Here is a 23,788-nt window from a genome sequence, read left to right on the forward strand (position 1 = left end):
CGGAGCACTGATACATGAAAAAGCTAACGCGCCAGGTATTTGGCCAATACGAAACCCGCCTGGGCCAGCTGAACGACACGGACAATGTGGCCAAGACCTTCAGCGTCACGCCCAGCGTGCAGCAAAAGCTGGAAACGAAGATGCAGGAATCGAGCGAATTTCTGTCGAAGGTCAACATCATTGGCGTGACCGAGCAGGAAGGCGAAAAGCTGGGCCTAGGCGTGTCCGGGCCGATTGCCGGGCGCACCAACACCAAGGACAAGGAACGCAAGACGCGCGACCTGTCCACCCTGGACGGCACCAAGTACCGCTGCGAGCAAACCAACTTCGATACGCATTTGAACTATGCCAAGCTGGACGCCTGGGCCAAGTTCTCCGACTTCCAGTCGCGCGTGGCCAATGCCATTTTGACGCGCCAGGCGCTCGACCGCATCGTCATCGGCTTCAATGGCGTCAAGGCCATGGCCGACACCGACCTGGACGCCAATCCGCTGCTGCAGGACGTGAACAAGGGCTGGCTGCAGCACCTGCGCGAACTGGCGCCCGAGCGCGTGCTGGGCCTGGTGGCCAACGGCATGCCAGGCAAGGTCATCATCGGCGACGTGGCCGATGCCGACTATGCCAACCTGGACGCGGCCGTCACCGATGCCGTCAACCTGCTGGACCCGTGGTATCAGGAAGATACCAATCTGGTGGCCATCGTCGGGCGCAAGCTGTTGAACGACAAGTATTTCCCGCTGGTCAACGCCAAGCAGGCACCCACGGAAACCCTGGCGGCCGACATCATCATCAGCCAGAAACGCATCGGCGGCTTGCCGGCCGCGCGCGTGCCCTACTTCCCTGACAACGCCATCCTGATTACGCGCTTCGACAATCTGTCGATCTACTTCCAGGAAGGCGCGCGTCGCCGCCGCGTCGAGGACGTGCCCAAGCGCGACCGCATCGAGAATTACGAGTCGTCCAACGACGCCTACGTGATCGAAGACCTGGGCCTGGCCGCGCTGGTGGAAAACATCGAGCTGAAGGACAAGTGATGGCCAATCAATCCCCTGCCCTGCGCCACCGTGCGCGCATGCTGGCCGAGCGCACGGCCGGCACCGCGTCGCCGCAAGGCGTCACGACCGGTACGGTCTATGAAATGATGCTCTACAAACTGGCCGACGACCGGCGCCGGCTGAAGTCCATTCAGTCCGTCGAACGCAAGATCGAGGTCAAGGCTACCTTGCTGCCCGACTATGCGCAATGGATCGACGGCGTGCTGGCCGGCGGCAAGGGCGCCCAGGATGACGTGTTCGCCACCCTGCTGGTGTGGCACATCGACACAGGCGAGTACGAGCGCGCCCTGGTCATGGCCGCTTACGCGCTGGCGCACAAGTTCACCCTGCCCGATACCTACAGCCGCGATATCGCCACGCTGATGCTGGACGAGTTCGCCGAAGGCTATTTGCATGGCAAGCTGGCCGCCGATCCGCAGCATGCGGCCCAGGTGCTGGGCACCGTCGAGCAGCTGACGGCTGCCAGCGACGCGCCCGACCAGGCGCGCGCCAAGCTGCACAAGGCCATCGGCCTGGCCATGATCGCCGTGCTGGATCAAAACGACGACACGGACATCGCCCCGGCGCTGGTGGCGCAAGCGGAAACGGCCATGGGCCATTTGAAACGCGCGCGCGCCCTGTCCGAGTCGTGCGGCGTCAAGAAAGATATGGAACGGCTTGAACGGCGCCTCAAGCGCGCGGCCGGTTCCACGTAAAGAGCATCCCCCGCAGCACGGCGGCACGGGGGGATTCTGGCCAACCCTTTGACCTGATGAACCCCGTCCACCGCCCCATTTTGAAAGCGTCCCGAATGTCCTTCATGGCTCTGCCCCCGTCAACCCAGCCTGGCGCCGCCCCGGCACCGCCAGCGCAGGGCCCTGGCATCATCGAGAACGACGGCTGGTTTCCCGACATCCTGCTCTCCGATATGCGCGATGCCATGCGCCTGGACGGCACCGTCACCGACGCGCGCCTGGTGCAAGCCGTGGTCGATGCCATCCTGCAGGTCAACCGCGAACTGGCGCAGTGGCAAAGCACACATGCCGTGGCCGGCATTGCCGCCCTGGTGGACGTGCCGGCCACGCGTATCAACCGCGAATCCCGCCTGCTGGCGCAGTACCGGCGCGCCGTCTACAGCACGGCGAAAGCGGACCTGATCGAGCGTTACCGGGACTACGACAGCACAGCCACGTCCGTCAGCGACAAGAAAAGCATGGAATGGCTGGACGAAGCGCCCGGCGCGCAGCGGCGCAACGCGCAATGGGCGATTGCCGATATCGTCGGCCGAACGCACCTCACCGTGGAATTGATCTGATGCAGGTGCGCACGCAGCAGCACGACACGGTAGACGCCCTGGTGTGGCGCTACCTGGGCGACGGTGCGGGATACGTCGAGCAAACCCTGGAAATGAATCCCGCGCTGGCGCGCCACGGCGCCGTGCTGCCGGCCGGCCTGGTCGTCACCCTGCCCGAGCCGGCGCACGGCACCGCCACCGTGGCCGCAGCCGATCTTGTGCAGCTATGGGATTAACCCCGGCATTCACCCTTTTATTCATCATGAAAAATCTATCACCCCTCACCCCGGAGAATCAAGCAATGTCCGCAGAATCGTTTGGTGGTTTCGCCACCCTGGTCAAACTGTACGGCTTCAAGGCGGCGCTAGGCATGGTCGGCGCCGCCATGCTGTACATCGTGCTGCCGCCGTTAAATAGCGACGGCACCTTCAACAAGGGTGAATTTGTCGCGCGCCTGGCCTGCGCTGGCGTGTTCTCGTGCCTGCTGGGCGGCACCGTGTACCAGCTGCTGTGCGCGCAGCTCCCGGCCATCGGCGCCATGGTCAACGCCTCCGCCATCGACCTGATCGTCGGCGCCCCCGGCTGGTGGGTATCGCGCGCCGTGGCCCTGTGGTTCCAGCGTCGCAGCGACAAGGACATCGCCGAGCTGGTCAAGGACGCGAAGGAGCATTGATGGCCACCACCGACAATCCACTGATCGCGCGCGTCATCGACGCCATCCTGCGCGCCGAAGGCGGCTATGTGAACGACCCGGCCGACAAAGGTGGCGAAACCAATTACGGCATCACGCTCGCTGTGGCCCGTGCCAACGGCTACACGGGGCCAATGCGCGACCTGCCCGTGACTGTGGCGCGCGCCATCTACACGGCGCGCTACATCATGGAACCGAAGTTCGACCAGGTGCTGGCCATCCATGCCGGCATCGGCGCCGAGCTGATCGACACGGGCGTGAACATGGGGCCGCACCGCGCGGCCGAGTTCCTGCAGCGCTGGCTGAACGGGTTCAATGACACGGGCACCCGCTATCCCGCCCTGTTCGTCGACGGCCGCTTGGGCGCACAGTCGCTGGGCGCACTTGCATCCTTCCTGAAATGGCGCGGCCAGGATGGCGCCACCGTGCTGCTGCGCGCCTTGAACGGCTTGCAGGCAGCGCGTTACCTGGACATCACCGAAGCCAACAAGAGCCAGCGCCGTTTCCTGTTCGGCTGGATCAAGGAACGGGTGGCCATGTGACTGCGACCACCTGGCGCCCGCTGGTCGCATGCTTGCTTTGCGGCGCCATCGTGGGCTGGACGGCGCAGGGCTGGCGCAAGGACGCCAGCATCGCCGAACTGCAGCGGCAGGCGGCTATCCAAGCAGCCACCGCCGCCACCGAACTGGCCCAGGCCACCGCCCGCGTGCTGACGCTGGAGCGCGCCGCCGGCGCCGCTCTGGCGCAGCGCGCCGACCACCTCACCCAGGATCAAACCCATGCGAAAACTGAACGTGACCGTTTCAATGCTGACGTGCGCAGCGGCGCTGTGCGCCTGTCAATCCCCGTCGCCGGTGGTCATTGCGCCGCAGCTGCAGATACCTCCTCTGCCGCAGGCCATCGGATTGAAGCGCGCGCCGAACTTGACCCAGCGACTGCGGCAGCTCTTGACGCCATTGCCGGCGACGGCGACGACGCCACCCGGCAACTGAACGCCTGCATCGACGCCTACAACACCGTGCGAGACACCTACCATGTACAAACCGAATAGCCTGCGTCAGCACTTGGCCGCCGCCATCCCCGACCTGCAGCGCGACCCCGACCGCCTGCTGGTTTTCGCCGACGAGGGCAACGTGGTGGCGTCGGCCACCGCCTCCCTCTCCTTCGAATACCGTTTCAAGCTCAACCTGATCGTCACCGACTACGCGGGCGACGCCGACGCTATCATGGTGGCCCTGATCGCCTGGCTCAAAGTCCATCAGCTCGACCTGATGGCCAACGAAGAAACCCGCAAGCACGGCATTGCCTTCGAAGTGGACTTCAACAACCATGAAACGGTCGATATATCGATCAAGCTGGACCTGGCCGAGCGTGTGGCCGTCAAGGCTGGCGACGCGGGCCGCCTGAATATCCAGCACCTGGCCGAGATACAGCACATGCCGGCCTATGCGGACGAGTTCTGGAAGCTGTATGACGGCGACACCCTGCTGGCCGAATGGCGCACGCCCGAGGCCACGCCATGAGCGCCGACCTGCACGCACTGGAAACCTGGGCCGGCGCCCTGCTGGCCAAGCTGCAGCCAGCCCAGCGCCGCGCCGTCAATCACAAGGTCGCCATCGACCTGCGCCGCAGCCAGGCGCAGCGCATCAAGGCGCAGCAGGGACCGGATGGCGCAGCCTACCCGGCGCGCAAGCGGCGCAAGGAATTCAAGGGAAAGAACGGGCGCATCAAGCGGCAGAAGACGGCGATGTTCGCCAAAATTCGCACCGCCAAACACCTGAAGATGAAGGCGACCGGCGACCAGATCGAGGTCGGCTTCTTTGGCTGGGTGACGCGCGTGGCGAGGGTGCATCAGTTTGGACGGCAGGATAAGATTACAAAGAAAGGGCCAGTTTACACGTACCCCGAGCGGCGGCTGCTTGGCTTAAGTGAGCCGGATCGGACTTTGATACGCGAATCGCTGCTGCATCACATGGGAAAAAACTAAGATACCTCAATGCAAACTTCAACTGACATTAGTTGTCAAATGAGTTAGAGTCACATGAAACCGACCGCAACCGATCAAAAACATACATTGACTTGATAGCGTAAATAACTACCTATGGATATTACGTTGGCTCATACGGAACTGCTTTCTGAACTCCAGCCTTATGTTTGGCCACGGAAGAAAATGACCATTGCAGTTGATGGAGTAGATGATTCAGGTAAGTCAACGTTGGCACGATTTTTAGCTTGTTGGCTTGGAGTGCCAGTCATAGAAACGGACTTGTGTTTAATGGAAGGATACCAAGAGCCGACCATAGACTTGAGGATTCTTAGAACGCTTATCGAATCGCGACACCGGTGCAAACGACCAGTAATTGTTGAAGGAATATTCATCCTTAGTACGCTTGAAGAACTCGCTATCGTTCCTGATTATGTGATTCGTGTTGAGTCGCCTGGGCGCAACGGTAGTTTTATTTGGGCCTCTAAGTTTGAGGCATATGCTGATAAATATTTGCGGCCTCCTAAGCATAATTTTTTGTTCAATTGGGATCAACCCGACTTAACATCCGCGATTGAGTAGCTGCCGTTAACGGCCAAAAGCTGCTATTCGACGTGCGTGTCGAACCCCGTCAGTCCAATATCCGAGCAGCCCGCCACCTTGTGAGCCTCACAGGCAGCAATGTCCTTGATACCAGCGTGGTAAGAGAGTGATAATGCAGAGCTGTAATCCCATCAAGGAAGCCAATGAACATACTGCCGCACAGCGCCCCGATGTTAGTCGAAGCGACTCGTAACTGGGACTTGGTGAAGCTGACCGTTGGCCCGTTTGTCGGTGCAACTTTTGCCTTTGTGGTGGCACGGTACAACGATGCTCGCAAGCTTCACAGGGAGAGGGTTGCAGCTGGCAATCTGGCACTACTGACGCTGCGCGACCAGATCGACGACTACCTGGGCTTTCGAAAAAGCTTTCGTTACGACGTAGCGAATCCAGCGCGTGGGCCGAATGCTCCTGTGTTCATGTTGGCACAAGCGACGTTTCAGGCGTATGCCGAATCGTCCATAGACTTTCCATCCCTCAGCTTCTTGATGGAACGGCGTAAGCACATACCGAAGCTAAATTCGATGGTGTACAGCGCGAAACTCTATCGTAATCTGGTGAAGTCGGACCGCTTTCGTAATGAGGCCGTGCTTGAGCTCCAAAAGAAGCTGGCCGAGGCCCATACCTCAAATCCGCCGCCGACAAGAAAGGATATTGAACGCATCCTCGGGCCACTGCTGATTGCAAACGCGACCTCGGCAATTATCGGCCTCGCATTTCACGCGAAAGACGATGAAAGGACCCACCGACAAGCGGTAGATGAACTTCGAGCAGCCCTAATTGACGAACTGGGGCCGTGGTGGTGGCCCAACTGGGCACGGAAGCGATGGCCAATGCTTATGGGGCCAGCGTTAATCTCATTCACTAATGGTGATCCTGAAATGCAGGAGGACGCCATGCCCGCTTTTCCGAAACAGTTACTTGCTGCGATGGAGGAACAGGAAGCGGCCGAAGGCAAGCATCCAGAGGCCGATGCTCCTTTGTCCTTTTTCCCACTCGATAGATGGCATTCCACCTACTACCTAGTACTCAGAAAAATAGATGGCCCCAAGATACTGGTCCCTATCGAAGGCCGCAACTTCCGTCGGTGATATGCCACGGCAGCACACCTTGCATATGTTGAGTGACTTATTAGATCTAGCGCAATTTAATTCAAAGGTCCGCAATGGGGCGAAAGCAGACAGCCGCCACATCGCACCTACTTGGAAAATATGAATTGGCGTATCCAACATTGCCATAGTCACTAAGCCACTTATCAACCCGCCCGCGCGTGCATCCGCACGCGGACTTCGGCAACATGCATTGCATGAACGCCGACCTGTCCGACCTCACCCGCTTGCTGCAAAACCTGATCCGCCTGGGCACCATCGCCGAGGTCAAAGGGGCCAAGGCGCGCGTGCAGCTCGGGCCGACACTCACCACCGAATGGCTGAAATGGGCCACGCAACACGCAGGAAGCACGCGCACCTGGTCGGCGCCCATCGTGGGCGAACAGGTAATCGTCCTTTCCCCTGGCGGCGACCTGACGCGCGGCATCATCGTGCCGGCGCTGTACTCGCAGGCATTTGACGCGCCCGAAACCAGCGACACCGTCCACACCACGCACTACCCCGACGGCGCCGTGGTGCAGTACGATCATGCAGCCCACGCCCTGACGGCCACCCTGCCCGGCGGCACGGCCACCATCACGGCCGACAAGGTGACGTCGAACGCACCGAGCACCATCTGCACGGGCGACCTGACCGTCATGGGCAATCTGCTTGTCGAGCAATCGGCGACCGTCAACGGCGCCACCACCCTGAATGGCGGCGTGAACGCCAAGGCTGGCGCCGCTGGCGGTGTGGCCATGGACGTGCAAGGCACTGTCAAGGCCAGCGAGGACGTACTGGCCGGCGCCATCAGCCTGGCCACGCATGCGCACGGCGGCGTCAAGGCGGGCAGCGATCAATCGGGCGGGCCGCTGTGATGCTGGGCATGAACGCTAGCACTGGCCGCACCCTGTCCGGGATTGCCCATATCCGCCAGTCGATCACCGACATTTTGACCACGCCTATCGGCTCGCGCTTGATGCGCCGCCGCTATGGTTCGGAAGTGCCGGAGCTGATGGACCAGCCTTTGAACAGCGCCACGGTGCTGCGCATCTACGCCGCCACCGCCTACGCCATCCGGCTGTGGGAGCCGCGCATCAGCCTGACCGGCCTGCAGTTGGAAGCAGACGAGGCTGGCGCGGCCGCCCTGATCCTGGACGGCGTGGCCGATGGCCAATCTGTACAACTTGCGGTCGGCATCGGCCAGGGCGGCACGCCATGAGTATCGCCATCGACCTGTCACAACTGCCGCCCCCGGACGTGATTGAAACGCTGGACTTTGAGCGCATCAATACGGAGATTCAGGCCGACTTGATCGAGCGCATGCCCGAGCTGGCCGATGTGCTGCAACTGGAATCGGAGCCAATCACCAAGCTGATCGAAGTGTGCAGCTATCGGGAAATGCTGCTGCGCGCTCGCGTCAACGATGCGGCAAGGGCGCTCTTGCTGGCGTACAGCACGGGCAGTGATCTGGAACACAAGGCAGCGGAACTGAACATTGCGCGGCTGCAGGTCAGCGCCGCGAACCCCGCTACCAATCCACCGACACCGGCCATCTACGAAAGCGACGAGCGCCTGCGCCTGCGCGTGCAGATGGCGCCCGAATCGGCCACCGTGGCAGGGCCGGAAGGCAGTTACATTTTCCAGGCGCTGTCCGCATCAGCCAAGGTGCGCGATGTCGCCATCAGCAGCCCGCTGCCGGGCGATGTGCTGGTTACGATCCTGTCTACCGATGCCAGCATGCTGGCCGACGCCGACCTCATTGCGACGGTGCAAGGGCATCTTTCCGGAAAAAAGGTCCGCCCGCTCAATGACACGGTCATCGTCCAGGCGGCACAGATCATCGATTACACGGTCACGGCGCTCATCCACTGCTACCCGGGTCCGGCATCGGGGCCGGTACTGGATGCCGCCATCGCTGCCCTGTCCGCCTATGCTGATAGCACGGCCAAGATCGGCGAAGACATCACGCTGTCTGGCATCTATGCCGCGCTGCATCGTCCGGGCGTCAAGCGCGTCGAACTGATCGCGCCAACGGCGGACATCGTCATCGGCCCGACACAGGCGGCGCGCTGCGTCGGCGCCGCCATCAGCATGGGGGCAGCCGATGTCTGAGCCGCTGCGCCATTCCCTATTGCCGCCAAACCGCACGCGCCTGGAAGCAGCGCTTAGCTGCGCTATGGAATCCAAGGCTAACCCGGATGTACTGCGCAGCGTATTGATGGCAGCTGAGTGTCCGCCCCATATCTTGCCGTGGCTGGCGTGGGAGCGTCACGTCGACGGCTGGGAGTATGCCCTCAATGAAGAGGATCGGCGCGCCCTGATCAAAGACAGCTTTGAGCTGCACCGCTACAAGGGCACGCCATGGGCAGTCGAAACTGCCCTGGCAAAAATCGGCTATCCAGGCTCCGAAACCATCGAGCACAGCCAGACGACGCAGGCGTGGCACGCCGCCGGCGGCGAAGTCCTGGACGGCATCGGCGCACTTGATGGCGGTTCCGACCTGTCAGCGCCAGATGGTTACACCTACCGTTTTACTACCCGTCACTGGGCAGAATATGCCATTCGGATCAACCTGGCCGAGGGGCCATGGTCACGCACCCGCCAGCGCGAAATCATCCGCGTCGCCAGGGCATACGCCCCCATCCGCAGCCATCTGACCGCGCTGGTGACGGCCATACGCTTCGATTTCAATGCAGCCATCCGCATTGCCAGGGCAACGGCACGCATTACCGGTCGAATGGACCATTGCAGGCGCTTTCCCGTGCCCGGCTTTGACACGCTGGACGGTTGCGGCCTGGTCGACGGGGACCACATTCCCAGCCTGCTGGATGGCCTTGGCGCACTCGACGGCAGCGACAGCCTGAGCGGGACGGCTGCGACCGGAGAGCCATTGGACGGCGGCGCATGGGGGTACACGCAGCGTCTGCGCAGTCGCATCGCCCTGCCCGCTGCTGGCGGGAACCGGGCCGATCATGGCTACCTCGATGGCGGCTCGGGCTATCTGGACGGCGCGCCGCTCACCGGCGAGCTACTCGATGGCCTGAGCGCCATTGACGGCATCGGCACGCTGTATTACCCCACCATCGGCGGCCCGGAAGACACGCTCGATGGCGTCGGCTTCCTGGGCGATATCCCGGGCCTGGACGGCATCTGGTTTTCTGCGCGCGTCACCTTGCGGCGCGGCAGCCTCATCACCACGGAGACATTGCAATGAGCACTACCGCTATCGCGGCAACAAACGCCTATCGCCACAAGGTTGCATTGACTGCAGCGGCCGGCGGCGCATTACCCAAGGCGGCATGGGTGGCCTTTGGCGCCGGCGCCAGGCCATACACCCTCGATGACATCGCCATGGAATCAGAATTTTTCCGCGTGGCGGCCAACAACAGCGTGGATGGCGTGCAAATGACGGTGGCCGGCGTGCTGACCGGCATTGCTGCCGGGGCACATGTGCTGCGCGAAGTTGGCGTGTTTGCAGCGGACGGCACATTGATGGGGCGCCGCGTACTGACGCCCAAAGAGCTGGAGCCAGAAACCCAGCTTGAAATCGAACTTGTTTTCCAATATTAAAGAGGAGCACCAATGACCCAACTTACCGGCATCCCAGAATTTACGGGCAGCGTGCGTCGTCTGGAAACCACCGATCCAAAGCACCCGGACACCTGGAACCCGAATTATCAGACGCTCATCAACAATGATACCTACCTGAAATCAGCGCTCACGGCCGCTGGTGAAGAACTGGCCGAAGTCGCTGGCCGCATCGGCAGCCTGGAGGAAACGAGTTCCGCCAGCGTGCAGCGCGCAGTCACGCTGGACTGGCTATACCGTGACAACCGCATCGCGTTCGAACTGTGGACGCCGGGTTTTACCATGATCGACGCCATCGACACCGCCCTGGTGCAAGGCATTGCCGGCGATGATTCGGTCGACGTCGCCAGCACGCTGCAACTGCGCGCCAATGAGTTTTACGTCTTGAGCGACGATGCTGGCTCTATTCTGATCAAATGCGCCGCCATCCTGTCGCCGAACAGAATCCGCATCGCCGCCGACCTGCCGCGCACGATGGGAACCGGCGTTCTGAGCCGTTGTTCGATGAACCATGTGGGCAAGGCGCAGGCGACCGCGCGGCCAGGCGACATTTGGCTGGGCCGGCCGATCAACATCGGCAATGACATGGATGGCGGTGCTGTCGTGGTACGGCGTAGCCTCAACAGTGCCGAGGCACGTCTGTACTTTATCGATGCCTACACGCCGAACTGGACTGAGCGCATGTGGTCGTCGCGCCGACAGGGCGGCGACATCCCGCCCGGATTTGCCGATTATGAATACGCAATCCCGATGCGCGGCGACGGCAGTCTGCGCATGGACATCGGCGTCGAAAGCGTGACGATCAAGCACATCATTGCGCTGTCGACCGCCACCGGCCTGGGCGGCTTCACCAATCCGGCCATGCGCCCGGCGGCGCCGGTCATGGCCACGCCAGCCGCTGCGGCCATCAATATCGCCGAGCGTCCGACATTATCCGTGGGCGGCTACACCAGCCCGGGCGGGTCTGCGCAGGCAGGCGTGCAATTCCAGGTATCGAAAACAAACAGTTTCGCGGTACTGCAGCACGATTCCGGCGAAATCGCTGCCAGCCTGTCATATCTATTGCCGGCCGGCGTGCTGATCGCCAACACCATCTACTACATCCGCGCCCGCGTTAAGGACGTTGCGGGACTCTGGTCCGACTGGGCTGCCGTCACCAGCTTTACCACTGCAGCCACGTTCGCCTATGTGGCATCCCCGACCCTGGTCAGTCCGGCCAGCAATGCTATCGACATCGGTGAGCAGCCTATCCTGCAGACCGGCGCCTTCGCCGTGGTCGGCGGCGCCTCCTCCCACGCGGCCAGTCAGTGGCAGGTACGCACCGCAGCCGGCGTATGGACGGCGCCGGCCTGGGATTCTGCGGAAGATACGGTCAACCTGCTGTCGCGCACCCTCCCCGCCGGCATCCTGGCCGCTGGCCAGCAGCAGTATTTCCTGCGCGTCCGCCATAAAGGCTCGACGCTGGGCTGGTCGGAATGGTCAAACGAAATCAAGATCACGACCAAGCAGGTCTACGCCAACATTGCCGGCGTTGTGCTGCTGGCCAGTGGTGGCGACGGCGGGACGTGGGCCTACATCGATGCAGACGGCAACACTGTAGCCAACCCAAGTGCGGCCTATTTCAATGCACACCCGGTATTCGGCAGTATTCAGGACGTCACGATTGACGGCCAGATTATGGTCAAGGTGCCCAAGTTCTACCGTAAGCGCGCAATCATTGCCTCGGGCGCGAATGCCGGCAAGGAAGGCCGCTGGATTTCCGACCAGCCGATTGCCGGTTACACCATTCACCCAGCATTCCGCAGCTTCGGCGCCGATATCGATCAATTCTGGTACGGAAAATATCAGGCCAGCAAGAGCGGGACAATGCTGGAATCGAAGCCAGGCATGTCGCCAGTTCTCGCCATCACCCTGACCGAAGCCATCGCAGCCGCAGCGGCGCGCAATACCCGAGGGGTGGCCGGGTTCATGTCCCTGTCGTTCTATCAGGCTGCGGCGATCCAATGGCTGTACCTGGTCGAAAATGCCACGATGAACAGCCAGACCAAAACCGGCCAGGGCCGCGTCAGTGCCGCCAACGAGGCCCGTGTCGATGCAGCCGATGTAGCCACGGCCACGTATCGCGGCATCACCGGTTTGTGGGGCAACGTCTACCAATGGCTCGACGGTATGAAAACCGTCTATGGCGTGGTCAACCTGTGGGACAAGGACGGCAACAGGACGTGGCGCAATACCGGCAAAAAACGCACTGCGGCCGAGGGCGGGATCTACCCGACCACCTTCATCACCGGGTCCGGCGCCGGTTACGACTTTGACGACATCTTCATCGGCGATACCGGGCCGACCTATAACACTTCCGCTACTGCACCGGATTATCAATATTTACTTTCTGATGGCGAGTATTTCCCGGTCGTCGGTGGCGACTGGAACTTCGCAGCCGCTGCGGGTTTGTGGTGCGTAAACTGCAACCGCGTGGCGTCGAGTGCTGGCATGAGCATCGGAGCTCGTTTGGCAAAGGTGTGATGTGTTAAGCAACATGAATCATGACGTGGTGGGCGAAAGACCATCACAGTCAACCAGGCTTTCGTACTCACGGCAAAGAACGATGATTTTTTCATCACCAGAGGGAGCGCAACACATGAAAATTGAAAATCACATCCTGACCATAGGCGCGCACTCGGAAGAATTGCCGTGCCTGCCGACCGCCGCCACAGTCACGGCATGGAAGGTGCCGGCCGAGTACATCGCCAGCGGATATTTTGTGGCGGTGCGCGTTGCCGGTGCCATGGCGACCATCCCGGCCTGCGCTGCTGCTGACACGGAGCTGATCGGAACGCTCGATCTGCCGGCAGATCCCGCAGCCCAGTTGGCCGCAGCAAAGGCGGAGCGCATGGATGCGATCAACCAATCCTGCGCGCAGGCTCTGGCATCTATCGCGGCCCCCTATCCAGACGGGGAAGTAAAAAGCTGGCCACAGCAGGTTGCCGAGGCGGCCGCGCTTGCCATCGACGCCGACGCACCAACCCCGCTGCTGACCGCCATCGCGGCCGTGCGCGGCATCTCAGTCGTCGACCTGGCGAATCTGGTACGCATCAAGGCCGAGGCCTATGCGGCCGTCTCCGGGCAAACGATCGGGCGCCGGCAATTCCTGGAATCCGCACTGGAAAAAGCAGAGACGCCGGAAGCTGTCAGCGAGGTGGCCTGGTGATGGACCGCGCCGCATTGATCACGCATCAACTGGGGTGCGCAGTGCCATCTGCCTATGTTGCCTGGCCTTAGATGAAATGACACAAGCATCCAACTACCCGCAACAAAAACCATCTCACAGGAGAAATGAATGGCCACCGACTACCACCATGGCGTGCGCGTCATTGAAATCAACGAGGGTTCGCGCCCGATCCGCACCGTCTCCACGGCCGTGCTGGGCCTGATCGCCACGGCCGACGATGCCGACCCGGTCGCCTTCCCGCTCGACACGCCCGTGCTCGTCACCAACGTGCTGGCCGCCATGGGCAAGGCAGGCAAGACGGGCACACTGTACCGCGCGCTGGAGGCGATTGCCGCGCAGACCAAGCCCTTGTGCGTCGTCGTGCGCGTGGAAGAAGGAGAGACAGAAGCGGAAACCACCACCAATGTGGTGGGCGGCGTCTCGCCGGACGGCAAATACCTGGGCGTGAAAGCCTTGCTGGCCGCGCAAAGCAAGCTGGGCGTGAAACCGCGCATCCTGGGCGCGCCGGGCCTGGACACCCAGGCTGTGACCAACGCCCTGGCCAGCGTGGCGCAGCAACTGCGCAGCTTCGTGTACGCCTCCGCGTATGGCTGCAGCAACGTGGTCGCCGCCACCACCTATCGCGGCCAGTTCGGCCAGCGCGAGGTCATGATCATCTGGCCGGATTTTGTGAACTGGAATACCGCCACCGACGAAGAGGCCAGTATTTCCGCCGTGGCCTACGCCATGGGCCTGCGCGCCAAGATCGACGAGGAAACGGGCTGGCACAAGACGCTGTCCAACGTGGTCGTCAACGGCCCAACCGGACTCACCAAGGACGTGTTTTTCGACCTGCAAGACCCGGCCACCGACGCCGGCGTGCTCAACGCCAAGGAAGTGACCACCCTGATTAACATGGGCGGCTACCGCTTCTGGGGTTCGCGCACCTGCGAGGTGCCGGGTGGCTTCTTCTATTTCGAAAGCTACACGCGCACGGCCCAGGTGCTGGCCGACACCATCGCCGAGGCGCATTTCGCCTTTGTCGATCTGCCCTTGCATCCGTCCCTGGTGCGCGACCTGCTGGAAAGCATCAACGCCAAGTTCCGCGACCTGAAATTGCAGGGCTACATCATCGACGGCCAGGCCTGGTATGACGAGCAGTACAACGACAAGACAGGGCTGAAAGACGGCAAGCTGGCCATCGATTACGACTACACGCCCGTGCCACCGCTGGAAAACCTGCGCTTCCAGCAACGCATCACCGACCGTTACCTGGCCGACTTCGCCTCGCGTATCGCCGCCTAAGCACCACCACCCTGCCCGCGCCCGCGCGGGCGCACTGAATAACTGGAGAAATTATGGGCATGCCCCACAAACTTAAACAATTCAACGTGTTTCAAAACGGCGTGCTGTTCATGGGCATGGTGCCCGAGGTCACCCTGCCGAAACTGAGCCGCAAGATGGAAGAGTACCGCGCCGGCGGCATGAGCGGCCCCGTGTCGGTGGACTTCGGCAACGAGGCGCTGTCGCTGGAGTGGAGCGCAGGCGGTCTGATCGCCGAAGCCTTGAAGCAGTACGGCGCGCATGCGCACGGGGCCGTGATGCTGCGCTTTGCCGGGGCTTATCAGAACGACGAGGACGGCAACGTGGCAGCCGTCGAAGTGGTCGTGCGCGGCCGTTACAAGGAAATCGATATGGGCGGCGCCAAGATGGGCGACGACACCACACACAAATACACCATGGCTTGCAGCTATTACAAGCTGATGATCGACGGCGCCACCGTCATCGAACTGGACTTCATGAGCGGCATCGAGAACATCGGAGGCGTCGATACCAATGCGGCCATCCGCAAGGCCAGCGGCCTGTAATCCGCTTTTTTATTCACCACTACCCTACAAGGACAACACCATGAACAACGATACCCAAAACAGCGCCGTCATCGAGCTGGACGAACCGATCAAACGTGGCGACAGCCTCATTACCTCGCTGACCGTGCGCAAGCCCAAGGCGGGCGCCCTGCGGGGCATTTCCCTGATCGAACTGGCCAACCTGAACGTGTCGGCCCTGCAGATCGTGCTGCCGCGCATCACCGAGCCGACCTTGACGGCGCACGACATCGCCAACATGGACCCGGCCGACCTGCTGGCGGTGGGCGCCGAGGTTGCCGGTTTTTTGGCGAGCAAAGCAGATCGCCTTTCGGTATCCCCGGCGAAGTAGAAGACGCCATGGCGGACATTGCCGGCGTCTTCCACTGGACGCCGGCAGCGATGGACGATCTTACGATTGATGAACTGATGGCCTGGCGCGAACGCGCCAGGCAACGAAGCGGAGCGGAATAGATGGCTGGTCGGGATTTGAAACTACAGGTGGTATTTGCGGCACTGGACAAGATCACCGGCCCGCTGAAAAAGATTATGGCTGGTTCCAGCGAGACGGCCAAGGCATTGAAGGCCACCAGTGACCGCCTGCGCGACTTGAACGCCCAGCAAAAGAACATCAGCAAATTCCGCGAGCTGCACGGCGGCCTGGACGCGACCCGCACCAAGCTGGAAGCAGCCCAGCAGAAGGTCGCCAGCCTGGCCGTCAAGATGAAGCAGACGGAGGCGCCCACGCGCGCCATGACGCGCGAATTTAACGCCGCAGTCAAAGCGGCCGGCGCCTTGAAGACGGCAGGCCAGCAGCAGGCCCAGCAACTGCAGGTCATGCGTGAGCGCCTAGCGGGCGCAGGTATCGGCACCAAAGACCTGGCCAACCACGAGCGCACCTTGCGCCGCGAAATCGAGGCCACCAACAAAACCATGACGCTGCAGCAGCAGAAGCTGGCCAACGCGGCGGCCAAGCAGCAGCGCGTCACCAATGCCACCCAACACGCCGACAAGCTGCGCAACAAGGCGGGCAACCTGGCCATGGCCGGCGCTGGCGCAACTGCCACGGGCGCCGTGCTTGGCGCGCCCGTCGTCAAGGGACTGAACGAGGCCAAGCACTATCAAACGGAAGTGGGCCGCGTCAACGCCCTGGGCCTGGGCGACAAAGTGTCAGCCGAGGCCGTCGCCTTCGCGCGCAACATGAAGACCTACGGCACCAGCCAGCTCGACAACCTGCAGCTCATGCGCGACGGCATGAGCGCCTTTGCCGACGTGCATCATGCGGAAATGGTCGCCCCTACGCTAGCCAAGATGAAGTTTGCCAATCACGCCTTCTTTGGCGAGGCCGAGGGGGCCGATAACGAACGCAAGTTCATGGACATGCTCAAGGTGATCGAGCTGCGCGGCGGCCTGGAAAGCAAGGAAAAGTTCGAAGCCCAGGCCAATATCGTGCAGCAAGTCATCACCGCCACGGGCGGGCGCGTCGGCCCGAATGAATGGTTGAATATGATCAAGACGGGCGGCATCGCCGCCAAGGGCTTGAAAGATGACGCCTTCTACTACCAGATGGAGCCGCTGGTGCAGGAAATGAGCGGTAACCGCGTCGGCACCTCCCTCATGAGTGCCTACCAGAACTTGTACCAGGGCCGCACGACGAAGCGCTCGGCCAGGAAGCTGGACGAGTTTGGCCTGATTGGCGACAAAAGCAAGGTCACGCCAGATAAAGCCGGGCAAATTGCATTCCTCGATCCCGGTGCGCTGCTGGGTTCCGAGCTGTTCCGCGAAAATCAGTTTGAGTGGATGGAAAAGGTGCTGTTGCCGCAACTGGCCAAGAAGGGCATCACGGAAAAGAAACAGGTGCTCGATGCCATCGGAAGCATCTTTTCCAATCGCACGGCGTCGAACCTGTATTCGCAGATGTATTTGCAGCGCGTGCAGATCCACAAGAACGAAAAGCTCAACCGTGGCGCCGCCGATATCGGCCGGCTGGAAAAGCTGGGCCGCGACTCGGCCGCCGGCAAGGAATTGGAAGCGCAGTCGAAGCTGGCCAACCTCAAGCTGACCATGGGCGAAAAAATCCTGCCGCTGTATGCGCAAGGGCTGGAGATGGCGATTTCCGCTATCACGCGGCTGAATGGCTTCATGGAGCGCAACCCGACCGTGGCCAAGGTCATGATTACCGCCTTTGCCGTGCTGGCCGGCCTGCTGCTGGTGCTCGGCCCGCTGATGCTGGGCATTGCCGCCCTGATTGGCCCGTATGCCATGCTGCACGTCATGTTCGCCAAGATGGGCGTGACGGGCGGCGTGCTCACGCCCATCCTGCGCGGCCTGGGTGGCGCCTTCATGTGGGCGGGCCGGGCGGTGTTGTGGCTGGGCCGCGCTCTTCTGATGAACCCGATTGGCATCGCCATCACTGTCATCGCCGGCGCCGCCTACCTGATCTATAAGTACTGGGAGCCGATCAAGGGTTTCTTTTCCGGCATCTGGTCGCACATTAAGACCGCGTTTGCTGGTGGCATCGGCGGCGTCAGCACCTTGATCGCCAACTGGTCGCCGCTGGGCATGTTCTATCGCGCCTTCGCCGGCGTGCTGGGCTGGTTCGGCATCGCGCTGCCGGCCACGTTCACCGACTTTGGAAGCGGCCTGCTGCGCGGTATGGCCAGCGGCATCACAAGTAGCTTGAACGTCATCTATCAATGCTGGGAGCCGGTCAAGACGTTCTTTGCCGACGTGTGGTCGCAGCTCAAGGCGACATGTGGCAGCGGCCTGGCGGGTATTAGCGCCCTGATTATCAACTGGTCACCCGTCGGCGTGTTTTACCAGGCGTTCGCGGGCGTCATGAGCTGGTTCGGCATCAAGCTGCCCGCCCAGTTCACCGAGTTCGGCGCCAACATCCTGCGCGGCCTGGTCAACGGCATCACGGGTTCCATGGGCGCCGTCAAGGACGCCATCAGCAATGCCGGTTCAAGCACCATTGCCTGGTTCAAGGAAAAGCTGGGCATCCACAGCCCGAGCCGCGTGTTTGCCCAGCTGGGCGACTACACCATGCAGGGGCTGGCCGTGGGCCTGGACCGTAGCGAGGGCGCGCCCATTGCCAAGGTTTCCGGCCTGGCGCAGCGCCTGACGCAACTGGGCGCAGGCATTGCCATCGGCACGGCCACCGCCCTGCCCGTCAGCGCCTTCGACACGCGCGCCCCGCTGTCCCAGGGCACGTTTGGCGCCGGAATGACGATCCAGGGCGACAAGATCGAAATCACGATCCAGGCGCAAGCCGGTTCTGATCCGCAGGCCATCGCCCGCGCCGTGTACGCGGCCATGGAGCAGCGCGACCGCGAAAAGGCGGCGCGCATCCGCTCATCCCTGCGCGACCACGATTAAGAAAGAACAGCACCATGATGATGATTTTAGGAATGTTCGTGTTCAGCCTGCCGACGCTGGCCTATCACGAGCTGCAGCGGCAAACGGAATGGAAGCACGCCAGCACGGCCCGCGTGGGCTTGCGCGACGCGCACCAGTACGTAGGGCCCGGCGACGACACCATTACCCTGTCGGGCTGGGTGGCGCCGGAACTGACCGGCTCCCTGTACTCGCTCGATGCGCTGCGCATGATGGCCGACACGGGTAAATCGTGGATTCTGATCCAGGGCACGGGCCGCATTCTCGGCTCCTACCGCATCACCAGCATGACGGAAGGCCGCAGCATCCTGGACGGCAGCGGCGGCGCGCGCCGCGTCGAGTTCTCGATTGCGCTCAAGCGCGACGACGACGGCGTGCTGGCCATGGTGGGCCTGGGCGACATCGGCGACCTAAAAAACATGCTCAGCATCGACGGCATGACCAGCAGCATCGCCGGCGCGGCCAAGAATGCAGTGGGCAGCGTGGTCGGCAATGTCGTGGGCGGCATCACCTCGAAATACGGCGGCGTGGTCAGCGAAATGAAAGACAAGATCGGTGGCAGCATCAGCGGCGCCATCGGCAGCGCGGCGGACAAGTTCAAATGAGCGAGCATATCCCCGCCTTCAAGGTCAGCATCGAGGACAAGGATCTGACGGCCATCGTTTCGCCGCGGCTGATCAATCTGACCTTGACCCTGTGCCGTGGCGACGAGAGCGACCAGCTCGATATTTCCCTGGACGACAGCGACGGCAAGCTGGCCCTGCCGCCGCGCGGCGCGCAGATCGCCCTGGCGCTGGGCTGGCAAGCGTCCGGCCTGGTGGATATGGGCAAGTTCACCGTCGACGAGGTGGAGCACAGCGGCGCGCCCGACACCATCACCTTGCGCGCCAGGTCGGCCAACCTGATCGACACCTTCAAACAGCAGCAGGAACACAGCTTTCACAAGACCACCCTGGGCGCCATCATCGAGGCGATTGCCTTCCGCAATGAGCTGGCGTCGGGCGTGTCGGCGCGCCTGCGCGATACGGCCATCGAGCACATCGACCAGACGCACGAAAGCGATGCGGCCTTCCTGCGCCGACTGGGCAGGAAATACGACGCGGTGGCCACCGTCAAGAATGACACCCTGCTCTTCATCCCCATCAACCAGAGCCGCACCGCCAGCGGCAAGGCGCTGCCCGTCATCCCCATCACGCGCGCCTTGGGCGACGGCCACCGCTACCATAGCGCCGAAAGCGACGCCTACACGGGCGTGCGCGCCTTCTGGCACGACGAGCGCTACGCGCGCCGCCGCAGCGTGGTGGCGGGCGTGCCCGGCAACAGCAAGCGCCTGCGCACCACCTTCGCCAACGAAACGGACGCGCGCGCGGCGGCCGTGGCCGAATGGCAGCGCATCCTGCGCGGCCTGGCCACCTTTGAAATGTCCCTGGCCCTGGGCAACCCGGCCGTATTCCCGCAATCGCCCGTGACCGTAACAGGCTTCAAGCCCGAGATCAACGCCACCGAGTGGCTATCGGTCAAGGTCACGCACAACCTGGGCGGCAACGGTTTTACCACGCGAGTGGAGTTTGAAACCAAGACGGAAGCGGTCGAGGCCGAGCGCGAGGACGAAAAAGACCCGGATGAAGGCATCACGGGCGTGCTGGCCAAATGGAAGGACGTAGCGGCGAAGAAGAAAAAGACGGGACAGGAAATGGCCGGGGCCACAGGCACTCTCAATACGTTGGAGCATGTTTACAAGAGCAAGCAGGCCGCCAAGCGGGCGGCCCTGCATGCGTGGAAGCATATTGAGGAAGTGCGGGACATCATCCGCGAGAATAGCGAAGAGCCAACGTGAAAACCTACGCAAGCGGTAGCCGATGCAGGAGCGACATGACCGTGCGCCAATTATGTCCGCTCAGTGGCAGCTTTCCCCCGCATATTTAATCGACAAAACCTGGATATCCGGCCATGAGCCGCAACCTATCCTTTCCAGTCATCCGTTTGCCGGTTCGTACGTTTCAGTAGCCGAAATCGGTGCATTTTATGAGCACGCGGTTCGATTATATCCCGCGACTTATCGTCGTATTATCACTGCGCGCGGAGCCAGTTCAGCATAGCCGCGCTGACGTTGCCTTCAAGAGATGTGCTCCCAGTGAGCTTAACGAATTTTCTTGGATCGCAGATACTGCAAGGGGTCACTTTCGTTCCGCAACCATTCTAAAACGTCAATTTTCCAATCACCCGGAGCCAATGAGCCGGCTCGTAGTTCAAGCAAGCGACTTAAATAACCGTCAACCTTCGCGCGCTGACGCGTCGCAGGAATCCCGTCAATGATCGCCGCAGAGGCATCCAAGTAGCCGCGCAGAACAGCACGGATTGCCGGCATACGACTGGCCGGCGCCCCACGTGCAATGCGGTATGCAGCAGCTAATTCGTCCACCCCCGAGCCTTGTGATCTCTTGGCTCCCGAGTAGGACCTGCTAAGCGCTGCTCCCCTTTTTTGATCGCCAGCCTTCGGTTTCACTACCATTACCCCTGTGACACCTTTTTGAAGAACGCAGTACCTACAGAAATTTTTCAAGCGAATTTTACGGCTTCAAGCATTCTGTTAGGAAGGGTACATCCAAAACTAGAGACCTGTACAAAGCTATCCGCCAGTTAAGCGGCCCAAGCGTGTGTTCGCGCTGTTCTAGGAATTTTTGCAAAAATTTTCGCAGAGTGGTAATGGTCTTCGCCTCCCTAGCAATTGAAGCATCTCGGAGCAGTGAGAATTCCGTGTGTGACTGATCCTTGTAACGGCTCAGCAATTCAAGCTTTTTAAAGTGAGACTCGATTAGACTGAATTTGGCCACACTGAAGCCGGCGGGCCGGATGAGCTCGAACGACACCGTCGGAACCCGTTTCCCCTTTCTTACGACCCACTTGACGTCGGGTTTAAGCATTGGTGCAGTCGGCAGGGAGTCCAAGTAGAAATTGACGAAGACGCGATTATTCGTGGCATCTAACCAAATATCCGATTTCTTGCCGTTGCAAGTGCCGCAACATGGGACCAAGTTATGGGCGTGAACACTAAGTTCAGGGTACTTCTCTTTCGGAAGATAGTGGTCAAACTGTCTGGGGGCTCCGATCCCGCAGTATGGGCAGAAGTCCCGGATGCCTTCGCTTTGCCGCTCCATGATCAGGCGCTTAAGCTCTTCTAAGGCTTGCGCGGTACTCTCGTAGCAATGCAGTAGGTCCTCCCGCTGCACCTTTGTCCATGTATCCTTTGCCACGCCGCCTATGTCTGCAATCGTAAACGCGTCCTCCAGCACCTCATATCGCTTCTCGATGTCTGGAAGCATCTTAGTTAGGCGTACACCTCGATCCCCAGCCTTTCCGCCAACAATTTGTGTCAGAAATTTTTTAGGAATTTCTTTCACTCTGCGCAATTTATGCATTACCGTCCTCGTACAGTGATGCCAAGTATGCGGTGGCATGCAGGCTCAGTTGATCATCGAAAAGTGCGGAAATCTCGTTGAAGGTTTTCTTTTTTGCAAGTTCCTTGAACGTTGCCTTGTAGAAGTTAGGAATTTCGACAGTCTCGAACACCTGACGAGTAAGCTGGGCGATGTTTTCACCAAAGGACTCTACCGCCAATGAGTGAGCGCTAGTAATGTTTCCTTCGCGCTCGAATCGGATAACACGTTTGCGGGGCACCTCCTGTATGACAACGGGCGAGTGCGTGGCAATGACCGCATATGAATTATAAGCCTCCAGCAAAGCCTGCAATGTCTGCATCAACAATGCTACAGCATTTGGGTGTAGGTGAATCTCGGGTTCATCAAACAGCACCAAAGACTCGTCCTTCAGGTATGCAATCGCGGCAGAGATGAAGTACGCAAGAATCGACTGTCCCGAACTCATCGAAGGCGTCTGACCGTCCTCCAGTTCTTCGATTGTTTGGTCGATGGACACTAGCTTCTCGGAGACGCCTACCACTTTGGAGACATGAAACTCCCAAATATCGTCACGATTTTGTTCTTTGATTCGTTTCAAGTATTGAACGTGCCGACTCTCGAGGGCGCGACGAGATAGCCCGCCACTATCGTCTCGGACGCCGCAATATATGTAGCTAAAAAACTTCTGAGGCTCCGGCCGCTGGAATCTGTCAAAGGCACTAAACGACAATGCGATCACTCGTGAGAACAGCGGCCGAGCCGGCTTAAAGGCCGACTCCATCTCGTCTATTGTCTCTTTGGATACGCGCTGCGTCCTTGCTAGGTCTCGTGCAAGCTTTGCCATGAACTGAGTCTTACCGACGCCATTGCGTCCAATGATGGCAAGGATTCGTCCTGGAACTAAATCATCAGGATTTAGGTCAACTTCGATAGCTACGTCGGTTTCGGCTCCTGGGATATTACCCTTATACTGAAATGAGTAGCCCTTCTGACGCTCAACGTCATCAAGAATAGCTAGGCCGTCGCGCAAGCAGATTTTCGCATCGTTGAACCGAATTAGAGAGTTCCTGAACCCGCTACTCGTCTCGACTTCTTCAAGTAACTGGGGCTTTACAACAACATCGTTGAGCTTCGCCAGTACGCCACGATGCGACTTGGGCAAATGCAGTCGAAAATTTTTGTAGTAGTCTGGCTCTTGACCTAAGCTGAAAAACTCGTCGGGAAGCTCGGGAAAGTCTTCCGGCAATTGCGTGCTGTGCTCACCGCGCTGCAGGATCTTGACTGAGCCCAACATTTCATGGCTTCCATTCTTTTTGACGAGGCACAGGTGATAGAGCGTCTTAAAATGGTAGTCATCCCAGTTGTCTACTGTATATACAATACATGGAAGCACCGCTCGCGGCGGGGGTTTGCAGCTTCGGTTATTATCTGCTTTGTAAAAGTGCATCAGTTCTCCATATTGTTTTGTCCGGGATAGGTAGATCCCTGTGAACATAATTCTGTGGTCCGATTTCGGACTGTCGCCAACGCCTGCTTCTGGCCGCCAGCGGCCCATGAGCATAACGAATTACCAAGCGAGGAAAGTCACGCATTGTCACATCAACGCGAATGACTGCTT

At 60.6% G+C, this 23,788-nt stretch carries 27 protein-coding genes; 25 read left to right on the top strand and 2 right to left on the bottom strand.

From position 1 onward, the window contains the following. Nucleotides 1-14: 14 nt before the first annotated feature. The 25 genes from C8C89_RS23570 to C8C89_RS23690 all read left to right on the top strand — a co-directional run bounded on the left by C8C89_RS23570 (nucleotide 15) and on the right by C8C89_RS23690 (nucleotide 20,588). Nucleotides 15-1,034 (top strand): phage major capsid protein, P2 family, encoded by a 1,020-nt coding sequence (locus tag C8C89_RS23570; RefSeq protein ID WP_133992871.1) that lies wholly within the window; start codon nucleotides 15-17, stop codon nucleotides 1,032-1,034. Then, entirely contained in the window at nucleotides 1,034-1,750 is a 717-nt protein-coding gene (gene gpM, locus C8C89_RS23575; protein ID WP_133992873.1) for a phage terminase small subunit, read from the top strand. Before C8C89_RS23570 ends, gpM begins: the two co-directional genes overlap by 1 nt. A gap of 104 nt (nucleotides 1,751-1,854) precedes the next feature. Then, the gene (locus C8C89_RS23580) at nucleotides 1,855-2,349 is read left to right on the top strand and encodes a head completion/stabilization protein (RefSeq protein ID WP_243858211.1); all 495 of its coding nucleotides are present in this window, start codon (nucleotides 1,855-1,857) and stop codon (nucleotides 2,347-2,349) included. Next, on the top strand, nucleotides 2,349-2,564 hold the full coding sequence (locus C8C89_RS23585; RefSeq protein ID WP_133992877.1) for a tail protein X: 216 nt from the start codon (nucleotides 2,349-2,351) through the stop codon (nucleotides 2,562-2,564). The genes C8C89_RS23580 and C8C89_RS23585 overlap by 1 nt, the downstream gene beginning before the upstream one ends. A gap of 65 nt (nucleotides 2,565-2,629) precedes the next feature. After that, nucleotides 2,630-3,001, top strand: a complete 372-nt coding sequence (locus tag C8C89_RS23590; protein ID WP_035820867.1) for a hypothetical protein — start codon at nucleotides 2,630-2,632, stop codon at nucleotides 2,999-3,001. After that, nucleotides 3,001-3,561, top strand: a complete 561-nt coding sequence (locus C8C89_RS23595) for a glycosyl hydrolase 108 family protein (RefSeq protein WP_133992879.1) — start codon at nucleotides 3,001-3,003, stop codon at nucleotides 3,559-3,561. Before C8C89_RS23590 ends, C8C89_RS23595 begins: the two co-directional genes overlap by 1 nt. Continuing rightward, nucleotides 3,558-4,070 (top strand): lysis system i-spanin subunit Rz, encoded by a 513-nt coding sequence (locus tag C8C89_RS23600; RefSeq protein ID WP_243858213.1) that lies wholly within the window; start codon nucleotides 3,558-3,560, stop codon nucleotides 4,068-4,070. Before C8C89_RS23595 ends, C8C89_RS23600 begins: the two co-directional genes overlap by 4 nt. Next, nucleotides 4,054-4,542 carry a phage tail protein gene (locus C8C89_RS23605; RefSeq protein WP_133992881.1) on the top strand — a complete coding sequence of 163 codons (489 nt, stop codon included), beginning with the start codon at nucleotides 4,054-4,056 and terminating at the stop codon, nucleotides 4,540-4,542. Before C8C89_RS23600 ends, C8C89_RS23605 begins: the two co-directional genes overlap by 17 nt. Then, entirely contained in the window at nucleotides 4,539-5,006 is a 468-nt protein-coding gene (locus tag C8C89_RS23610; RefSeq protein ID WP_133992883.1) for a phage virion morphogenesis protein, read from the top strand. Before C8C89_RS23605 ends, C8C89_RS23610 begins: the two co-directional genes overlap by 4 nt. A gap of 114 nt (nucleotides 5,007-5,120) precedes the next feature. After that, nucleotides 5,121-5,585: a hypothetical protein gene (locus tag C8C89_RS23615; RefSeq protein WP_133992885.1), complete on the top strand. Its 465-nt coding sequence runs from the start codon at nucleotides 5,121-5,123 to the stop codon at nucleotides 5,583-5,585. Nucleotides 5,586-5,749: 164 nt separating this feature from the next. Continuing rightward, nucleotides 5,750-6,694: a hypothetical protein gene (locus C8C89_RS23620; RefSeq protein WP_133992887.1), complete on the top strand. Its 945-nt coding sequence runs from the start codon at nucleotides 5,750-5,752 to the stop codon at nucleotides 6,692-6,694. A 215-nt stretch (nucleotides 6,695-6,909) separates the two neighbouring features. Further along, nucleotides 6,910-7,569, top strand: coding sequence for a phage baseplate assembly protein V (locus C8C89_RS23625; protein ID WP_133992889.1), 660 nt, complete (start codon nucleotides 6,910-6,912; stop codon nucleotides 7,567-7,569). An 8-nt stretch (nucleotides 7,570-7,577) separates the two neighbouring features. Next, nucleotides 7,578-7,913 (top strand): GPW/gp25 family protein, encoded by a 336-nt coding sequence (locus C8C89_RS23630; RefSeq protein WP_347876601.1) that lies wholly within the window; start codon nucleotides 7,578-7,580, stop codon nucleotides 7,911-7,913. Next, nucleotides 7,910-8,806 (top strand): baseplate J/gp47 family protein, encoded by an 897-nt coding sequence (locus tag C8C89_RS23635; protein ID WP_133992893.1) that lies wholly within the window; start codon nucleotides 7,910-7,912, stop codon nucleotides 8,804-8,806. Before C8C89_RS23630 ends, C8C89_RS23635 begins: the two co-directional genes overlap by 4 nt. Next, on the top strand, nucleotides 8,799-9,908 hold the full coding sequence (locus C8C89_RS23640) for a phage tail protein I (protein ID WP_133992895.1): 1,110 nt from the start codon (nucleotides 8,799-8,801) through the stop codon (nucleotides 9,906-9,908). The genes C8C89_RS23635 and C8C89_RS23640 overlap by 8 nt, the downstream gene beginning before the upstream one ends. Continuing rightward, nucleotides 9,905-10,264 (top strand): hypothetical protein, encoded by a 360-nt coding sequence (locus C8C89_RS23645; protein WP_133992896.1) that lies wholly within the window; start codon nucleotides 9,905-9,907, stop codon nucleotides 10,262-10,264. The genes C8C89_RS23640 and C8C89_RS23645 overlap by 4 nt, the downstream gene beginning before the upstream one ends. 12 nt (nucleotides 10,265-10,276) lie before the next feature. Continuing rightward, nucleotides 10,277-12,805 carry a hypothetical protein gene (locus C8C89_RS23650; protein WP_133992898.1) on the top strand — a complete coding sequence of 843 codons (2,529 nt, stop codon included), beginning with the start codon at nucleotides 10,277-10,279 and terminating at the stop codon, nucleotides 12,803-12,805. A 115-nt stretch (nucleotides 12,806-12,920) separates the two neighbouring features. Then, nucleotides 12,921-13,490: a hypothetical protein gene (locus C8C89_RS23655; RefSeq protein ID WP_133992900.1), complete on the top strand. Its 570-nt coding sequence runs from the start codon at nucleotides 12,921-12,923 to the stop codon at nucleotides 13,488-13,490. 129 nt (nucleotides 13,491-13,619) lie between these two features. Further along, entirely contained in the window at nucleotides 13,620-14,795 is a 1,176-nt protein-coding gene (locus C8C89_RS23660) for a phage tail sheath protein (RefSeq protein ID WP_133992902.1), read from the top strand. A 53-nt stretch (nucleotides 14,796-14,848) separates the two neighbouring features. Then, nucleotides 14,849-15,358, top strand: a complete 510-nt coding sequence (locus tag C8C89_RS23665) for a phage major tail tube protein (protein ID WP_034745845.1) — start codon at nucleotides 14,849-14,851, stop codon at nucleotides 15,356-15,358. A gap of 40 nt (nucleotides 15,359-15,398) precedes the next feature. After that, a complete protein-coding gene (locus C8C89_RS23670; protein WP_133992904.1) occupies nucleotides 15,399-15,707 on the top strand; it encodes a phage tail assembly protein in 309 nt (102 codons plus the stop codon). A gap of 8 nt (nucleotides 15,708-15,715) precedes the next feature. Then, complete coding sequence (locus C8C89_RS23675; RefSeq protein ID WP_133992906.1) at nucleotides 15,716-15,829, top strand: GpE family phage tail protein; 114 nt, start codon at nucleotides 15,716-15,718, stop codon at nucleotides 15,827-15,829. After that, nucleotides 15,830-18,733 carry a phage tail protein gene (locus tag C8C89_RS23680; protein ID WP_166674836.1) on the top strand — a complete coding sequence of 968 codons (2,904 nt, stop codon included), beginning with the start codon at nucleotides 15,830-15,832 and terminating at the stop codon, nucleotides 18,731-18,733. 14 nt (nucleotides 18,734-18,747) lie between these two features. Beyond that, a complete protein-coding gene (locus C8C89_RS23685) occupies nucleotides 18,748-19,356 on the top strand; it encodes a phage tail protein (protein WP_034785845.1) in 609 nt (202 codons plus the stop codon). Beyond that, the gene (locus C8C89_RS23690; protein WP_133992910.1) at nucleotides 19,353-20,588 is read left to right on the top strand and encodes a phage late control D family protein; all 1,236 of its coding nucleotides are present in this window, start codon (nucleotides 19,353-19,355) and stop codon (nucleotides 20,586-20,588) included. Before C8C89_RS23685 ends, C8C89_RS23690 begins: the two co-directional genes overlap by 4 nt. Before the next feature lie 733 nt (nucleotides 20,589-21,321). Here C8C89_RS23690 and C8C89_RS23695 read toward each other — a convergent pair. Both C8C89_RS23695 and C8C89_RS23700 read right to left on the bottom strand, forming a co-directional pair. Then, nucleotides 21,322-22,170 carry an HNH endonuclease signature motif containing protein gene (locus C8C89_RS23695; RefSeq protein ID WP_133992912.1) on the bottom strand — a complete coding sequence of 283 codons (849 nt, stop codon included), beginning with the start codon at nucleotides 22,168-22,170 and terminating at the stop codon, nucleotides 21,322-21,324. Continuing rightward, a complete protein-coding gene (locus C8C89_RS23700) occupies nucleotides 22,163-23,617 on the bottom strand; it encodes an AAA family ATPase (protein WP_133992914.1) in 1,455 nt (484 codons plus the stop codon). Before C8C89_RS23700 ends, C8C89_RS23695 begins: the two co-directional genes overlap by 8 nt. Nucleotides 23,618-23,788 lie beyond the last annotated feature (171 nt).

This window comes from Janthinobacterium sp. 75, assembly GCF_004365495.1.
GTDB lineage: Bacteria > Pseudomonadota > Gammaproteobacteria > Burkholderiales > Burkholderiaceae_D > Janthinobacterium.

Excerpts from the sequence above, each read along its gene's own strand:
- C8C89_RS23615 (WP_133992885.1), top strand. The coding sequence starts at position 5,121 with ATGGATATTACGTTGGCTCATACGGAACTGCTTTCTGAACTCCAGCCT.
- C8C89_RS23620 (WP_133992887.1), top strand. The coding sequence starts at position 5,750 with ATGAACATACTGCCGCACAGCGCCCCGATGTTAGTCGAAGCGACTCGT.
- C8C89_RS23625 (WP_133992889.1), top strand. The coding sequence starts at position 6,910 with ATGAACGCCGACCTGTCCGACCTCACCCGCTTGCTGCAAAACCTGATC.
- C8C89_RS23630 (WP_347876601.1), top strand. The coding sequence starts at position 7,578 with ATGAACGCTAGCACTGGCCGCACCCTGTCCGGGATTGCCCATATCCGC.
- C8C89_RS23670 (WP_133992904.1), top strand. The coding sequence starts at position 15,399 with ATGAACAACGATACCCAAAACAGCGCCGTCATCGAGCTGGACGAACCG.
- C8C89_RS23675 (WP_133992906.1), top strand. The coding sequence starts at position 15,716 with ATGGCGGACATTGCCGGCGTCTTCCACTGGACGCCGGCAGCGATGGAC.
- C8C89_RS23660 (WP_133992902.1), top strand. The coding sequence starts at position 13,620 with ATGGCCACCGACTACCACCATGGCGTGCGCGTCATTGAAATCAACGAG.
- C8C89_RS23570 (WP_133992871.1), top strand. The coding sequence starts at position 15 with ATGAAAAAGCTAACGCGCCAGGTATTTGGCCAATACGAAACCCGCCTG.
- C8C89_RS23610 (WP_133992883.1), top strand. The coding sequence starts at position 4,539 with ATGAGCGCCGACCTGCACGCACTGGAAACCTGGGCCGGCGCCCTGCTG.
- C8C89_RS23655 (WP_133992900.1), top strand. The coding sequence starts at position 12,921 with ATGAAAATTGAAAATCACATCCTGACCATAGGCGCGCACTCGGAAGAA.
- C8C89_RS23605 (WP_133992881.1), top strand. The coding sequence starts at position 4,054 with ATGTACAAACCGAATAGCCTGCGTCAGCACTTGGCCGCCGCCATCCCC.
- C8C89_RS23590 (WP_035820867.1), top strand. The coding sequence starts at position 2,630 with ATGTCCGCAGAATCGTTTGGTGGTTTCGCCACCCTGGTCAAACTGTAC.
- C8C89_RS23585 (WP_133992877.1), top strand. The coding sequence starts at position 2,349 with ATGCAGGTGCGCACGCAGCAGCACGACACGGTAGACGCCCTGGTGTGG.
- C8C89_RS23700 (WP_133992914.1), bottom strand. The coding sequence starts at position 23,617 with ATGCACTTTTACAAAGCAGATAATAACCGAAGCTGCAAACCCCCGCCG.
- C8C89_RS23635 (WP_133992893.1), top strand. The coding sequence starts at position 7,910 with ATGAGTATCGCCATCGACCTGTCACAACTGCCGCCCCCGGACGTGATT.
- C8C89_RS23595 (WP_133992879.1), top strand. The coding sequence starts at position 3,001 with ATGGCCACCACCGACAATCCACTGATCGCGCGCGTCATCGACGCCATC.
- C8C89_RS23650 (WP_133992898.1), top strand. The coding sequence starts at position 10,277 with ATGACCCAACTTACCGGCATCCCAGAATTTACGGGCAGCGTGCGTCGT.
- C8C89_RS23680 (WP_166674836.1), top strand. The coding sequence starts at position 15,830 with ATGGCTGGTCGGGATTTGAAACTACAGGTGGTATTTGCGGCACTGGAC.
- gpM (WP_133992873.1), top strand. The coding sequence starts at position 1,034 with ATGGCCAATCAATCCCCTGCCCTGCGCCACCGTGCGCGCATGCTGGCC.
- C8C89_RS23690 (WP_133992910.1), top strand. The coding sequence starts at position 19,353 with ATGAGCGAGCATATCCCCGCCTTCAAGGTCAGCATCGAGGACAAGGAT.
- C8C89_RS23640 (WP_133992895.1), top strand. The coding sequence starts at position 8,799 with ATGTCTGAGCCGCTGCGCCATTCCCTATTGCCGCCAAACCGCACGCGC.
- C8C89_RS23685 (WP_034785845.1), top strand. The coding sequence starts at position 18,748 with ATGATGATGATTTTAGGAATGTTCGTGTTCAGCCTGCCGACGCTGGCC.
- C8C89_RS23645 (WP_133992896.1), top strand. The coding sequence starts at position 9,905 with ATGAGCACTACCGCTATCGCGGCAACAAACGCCTATCGCCACAAGGTT.
- C8C89_RS23695 (WP_133992912.1), bottom strand. The coding sequence starts at position 22,170 with ATGCATAAATTGCGCAGAGTGAAAGAAATTCCTAAAAAATTTCTGACA.
- C8C89_RS23580 (WP_243858211.1), top strand. The coding sequence starts at position 1,855 with ATGGCTCTGCCCCCGTCAACCCAGCCTGGCGCCGCCCCGGCACCGCCA.
- C8C89_RS23665 (WP_034745845.1), top strand. The coding sequence starts at position 14,849 with ATGGGCATGCCCCACAAACTTAAACAATTCAACGTGTTTCAAAACGGC.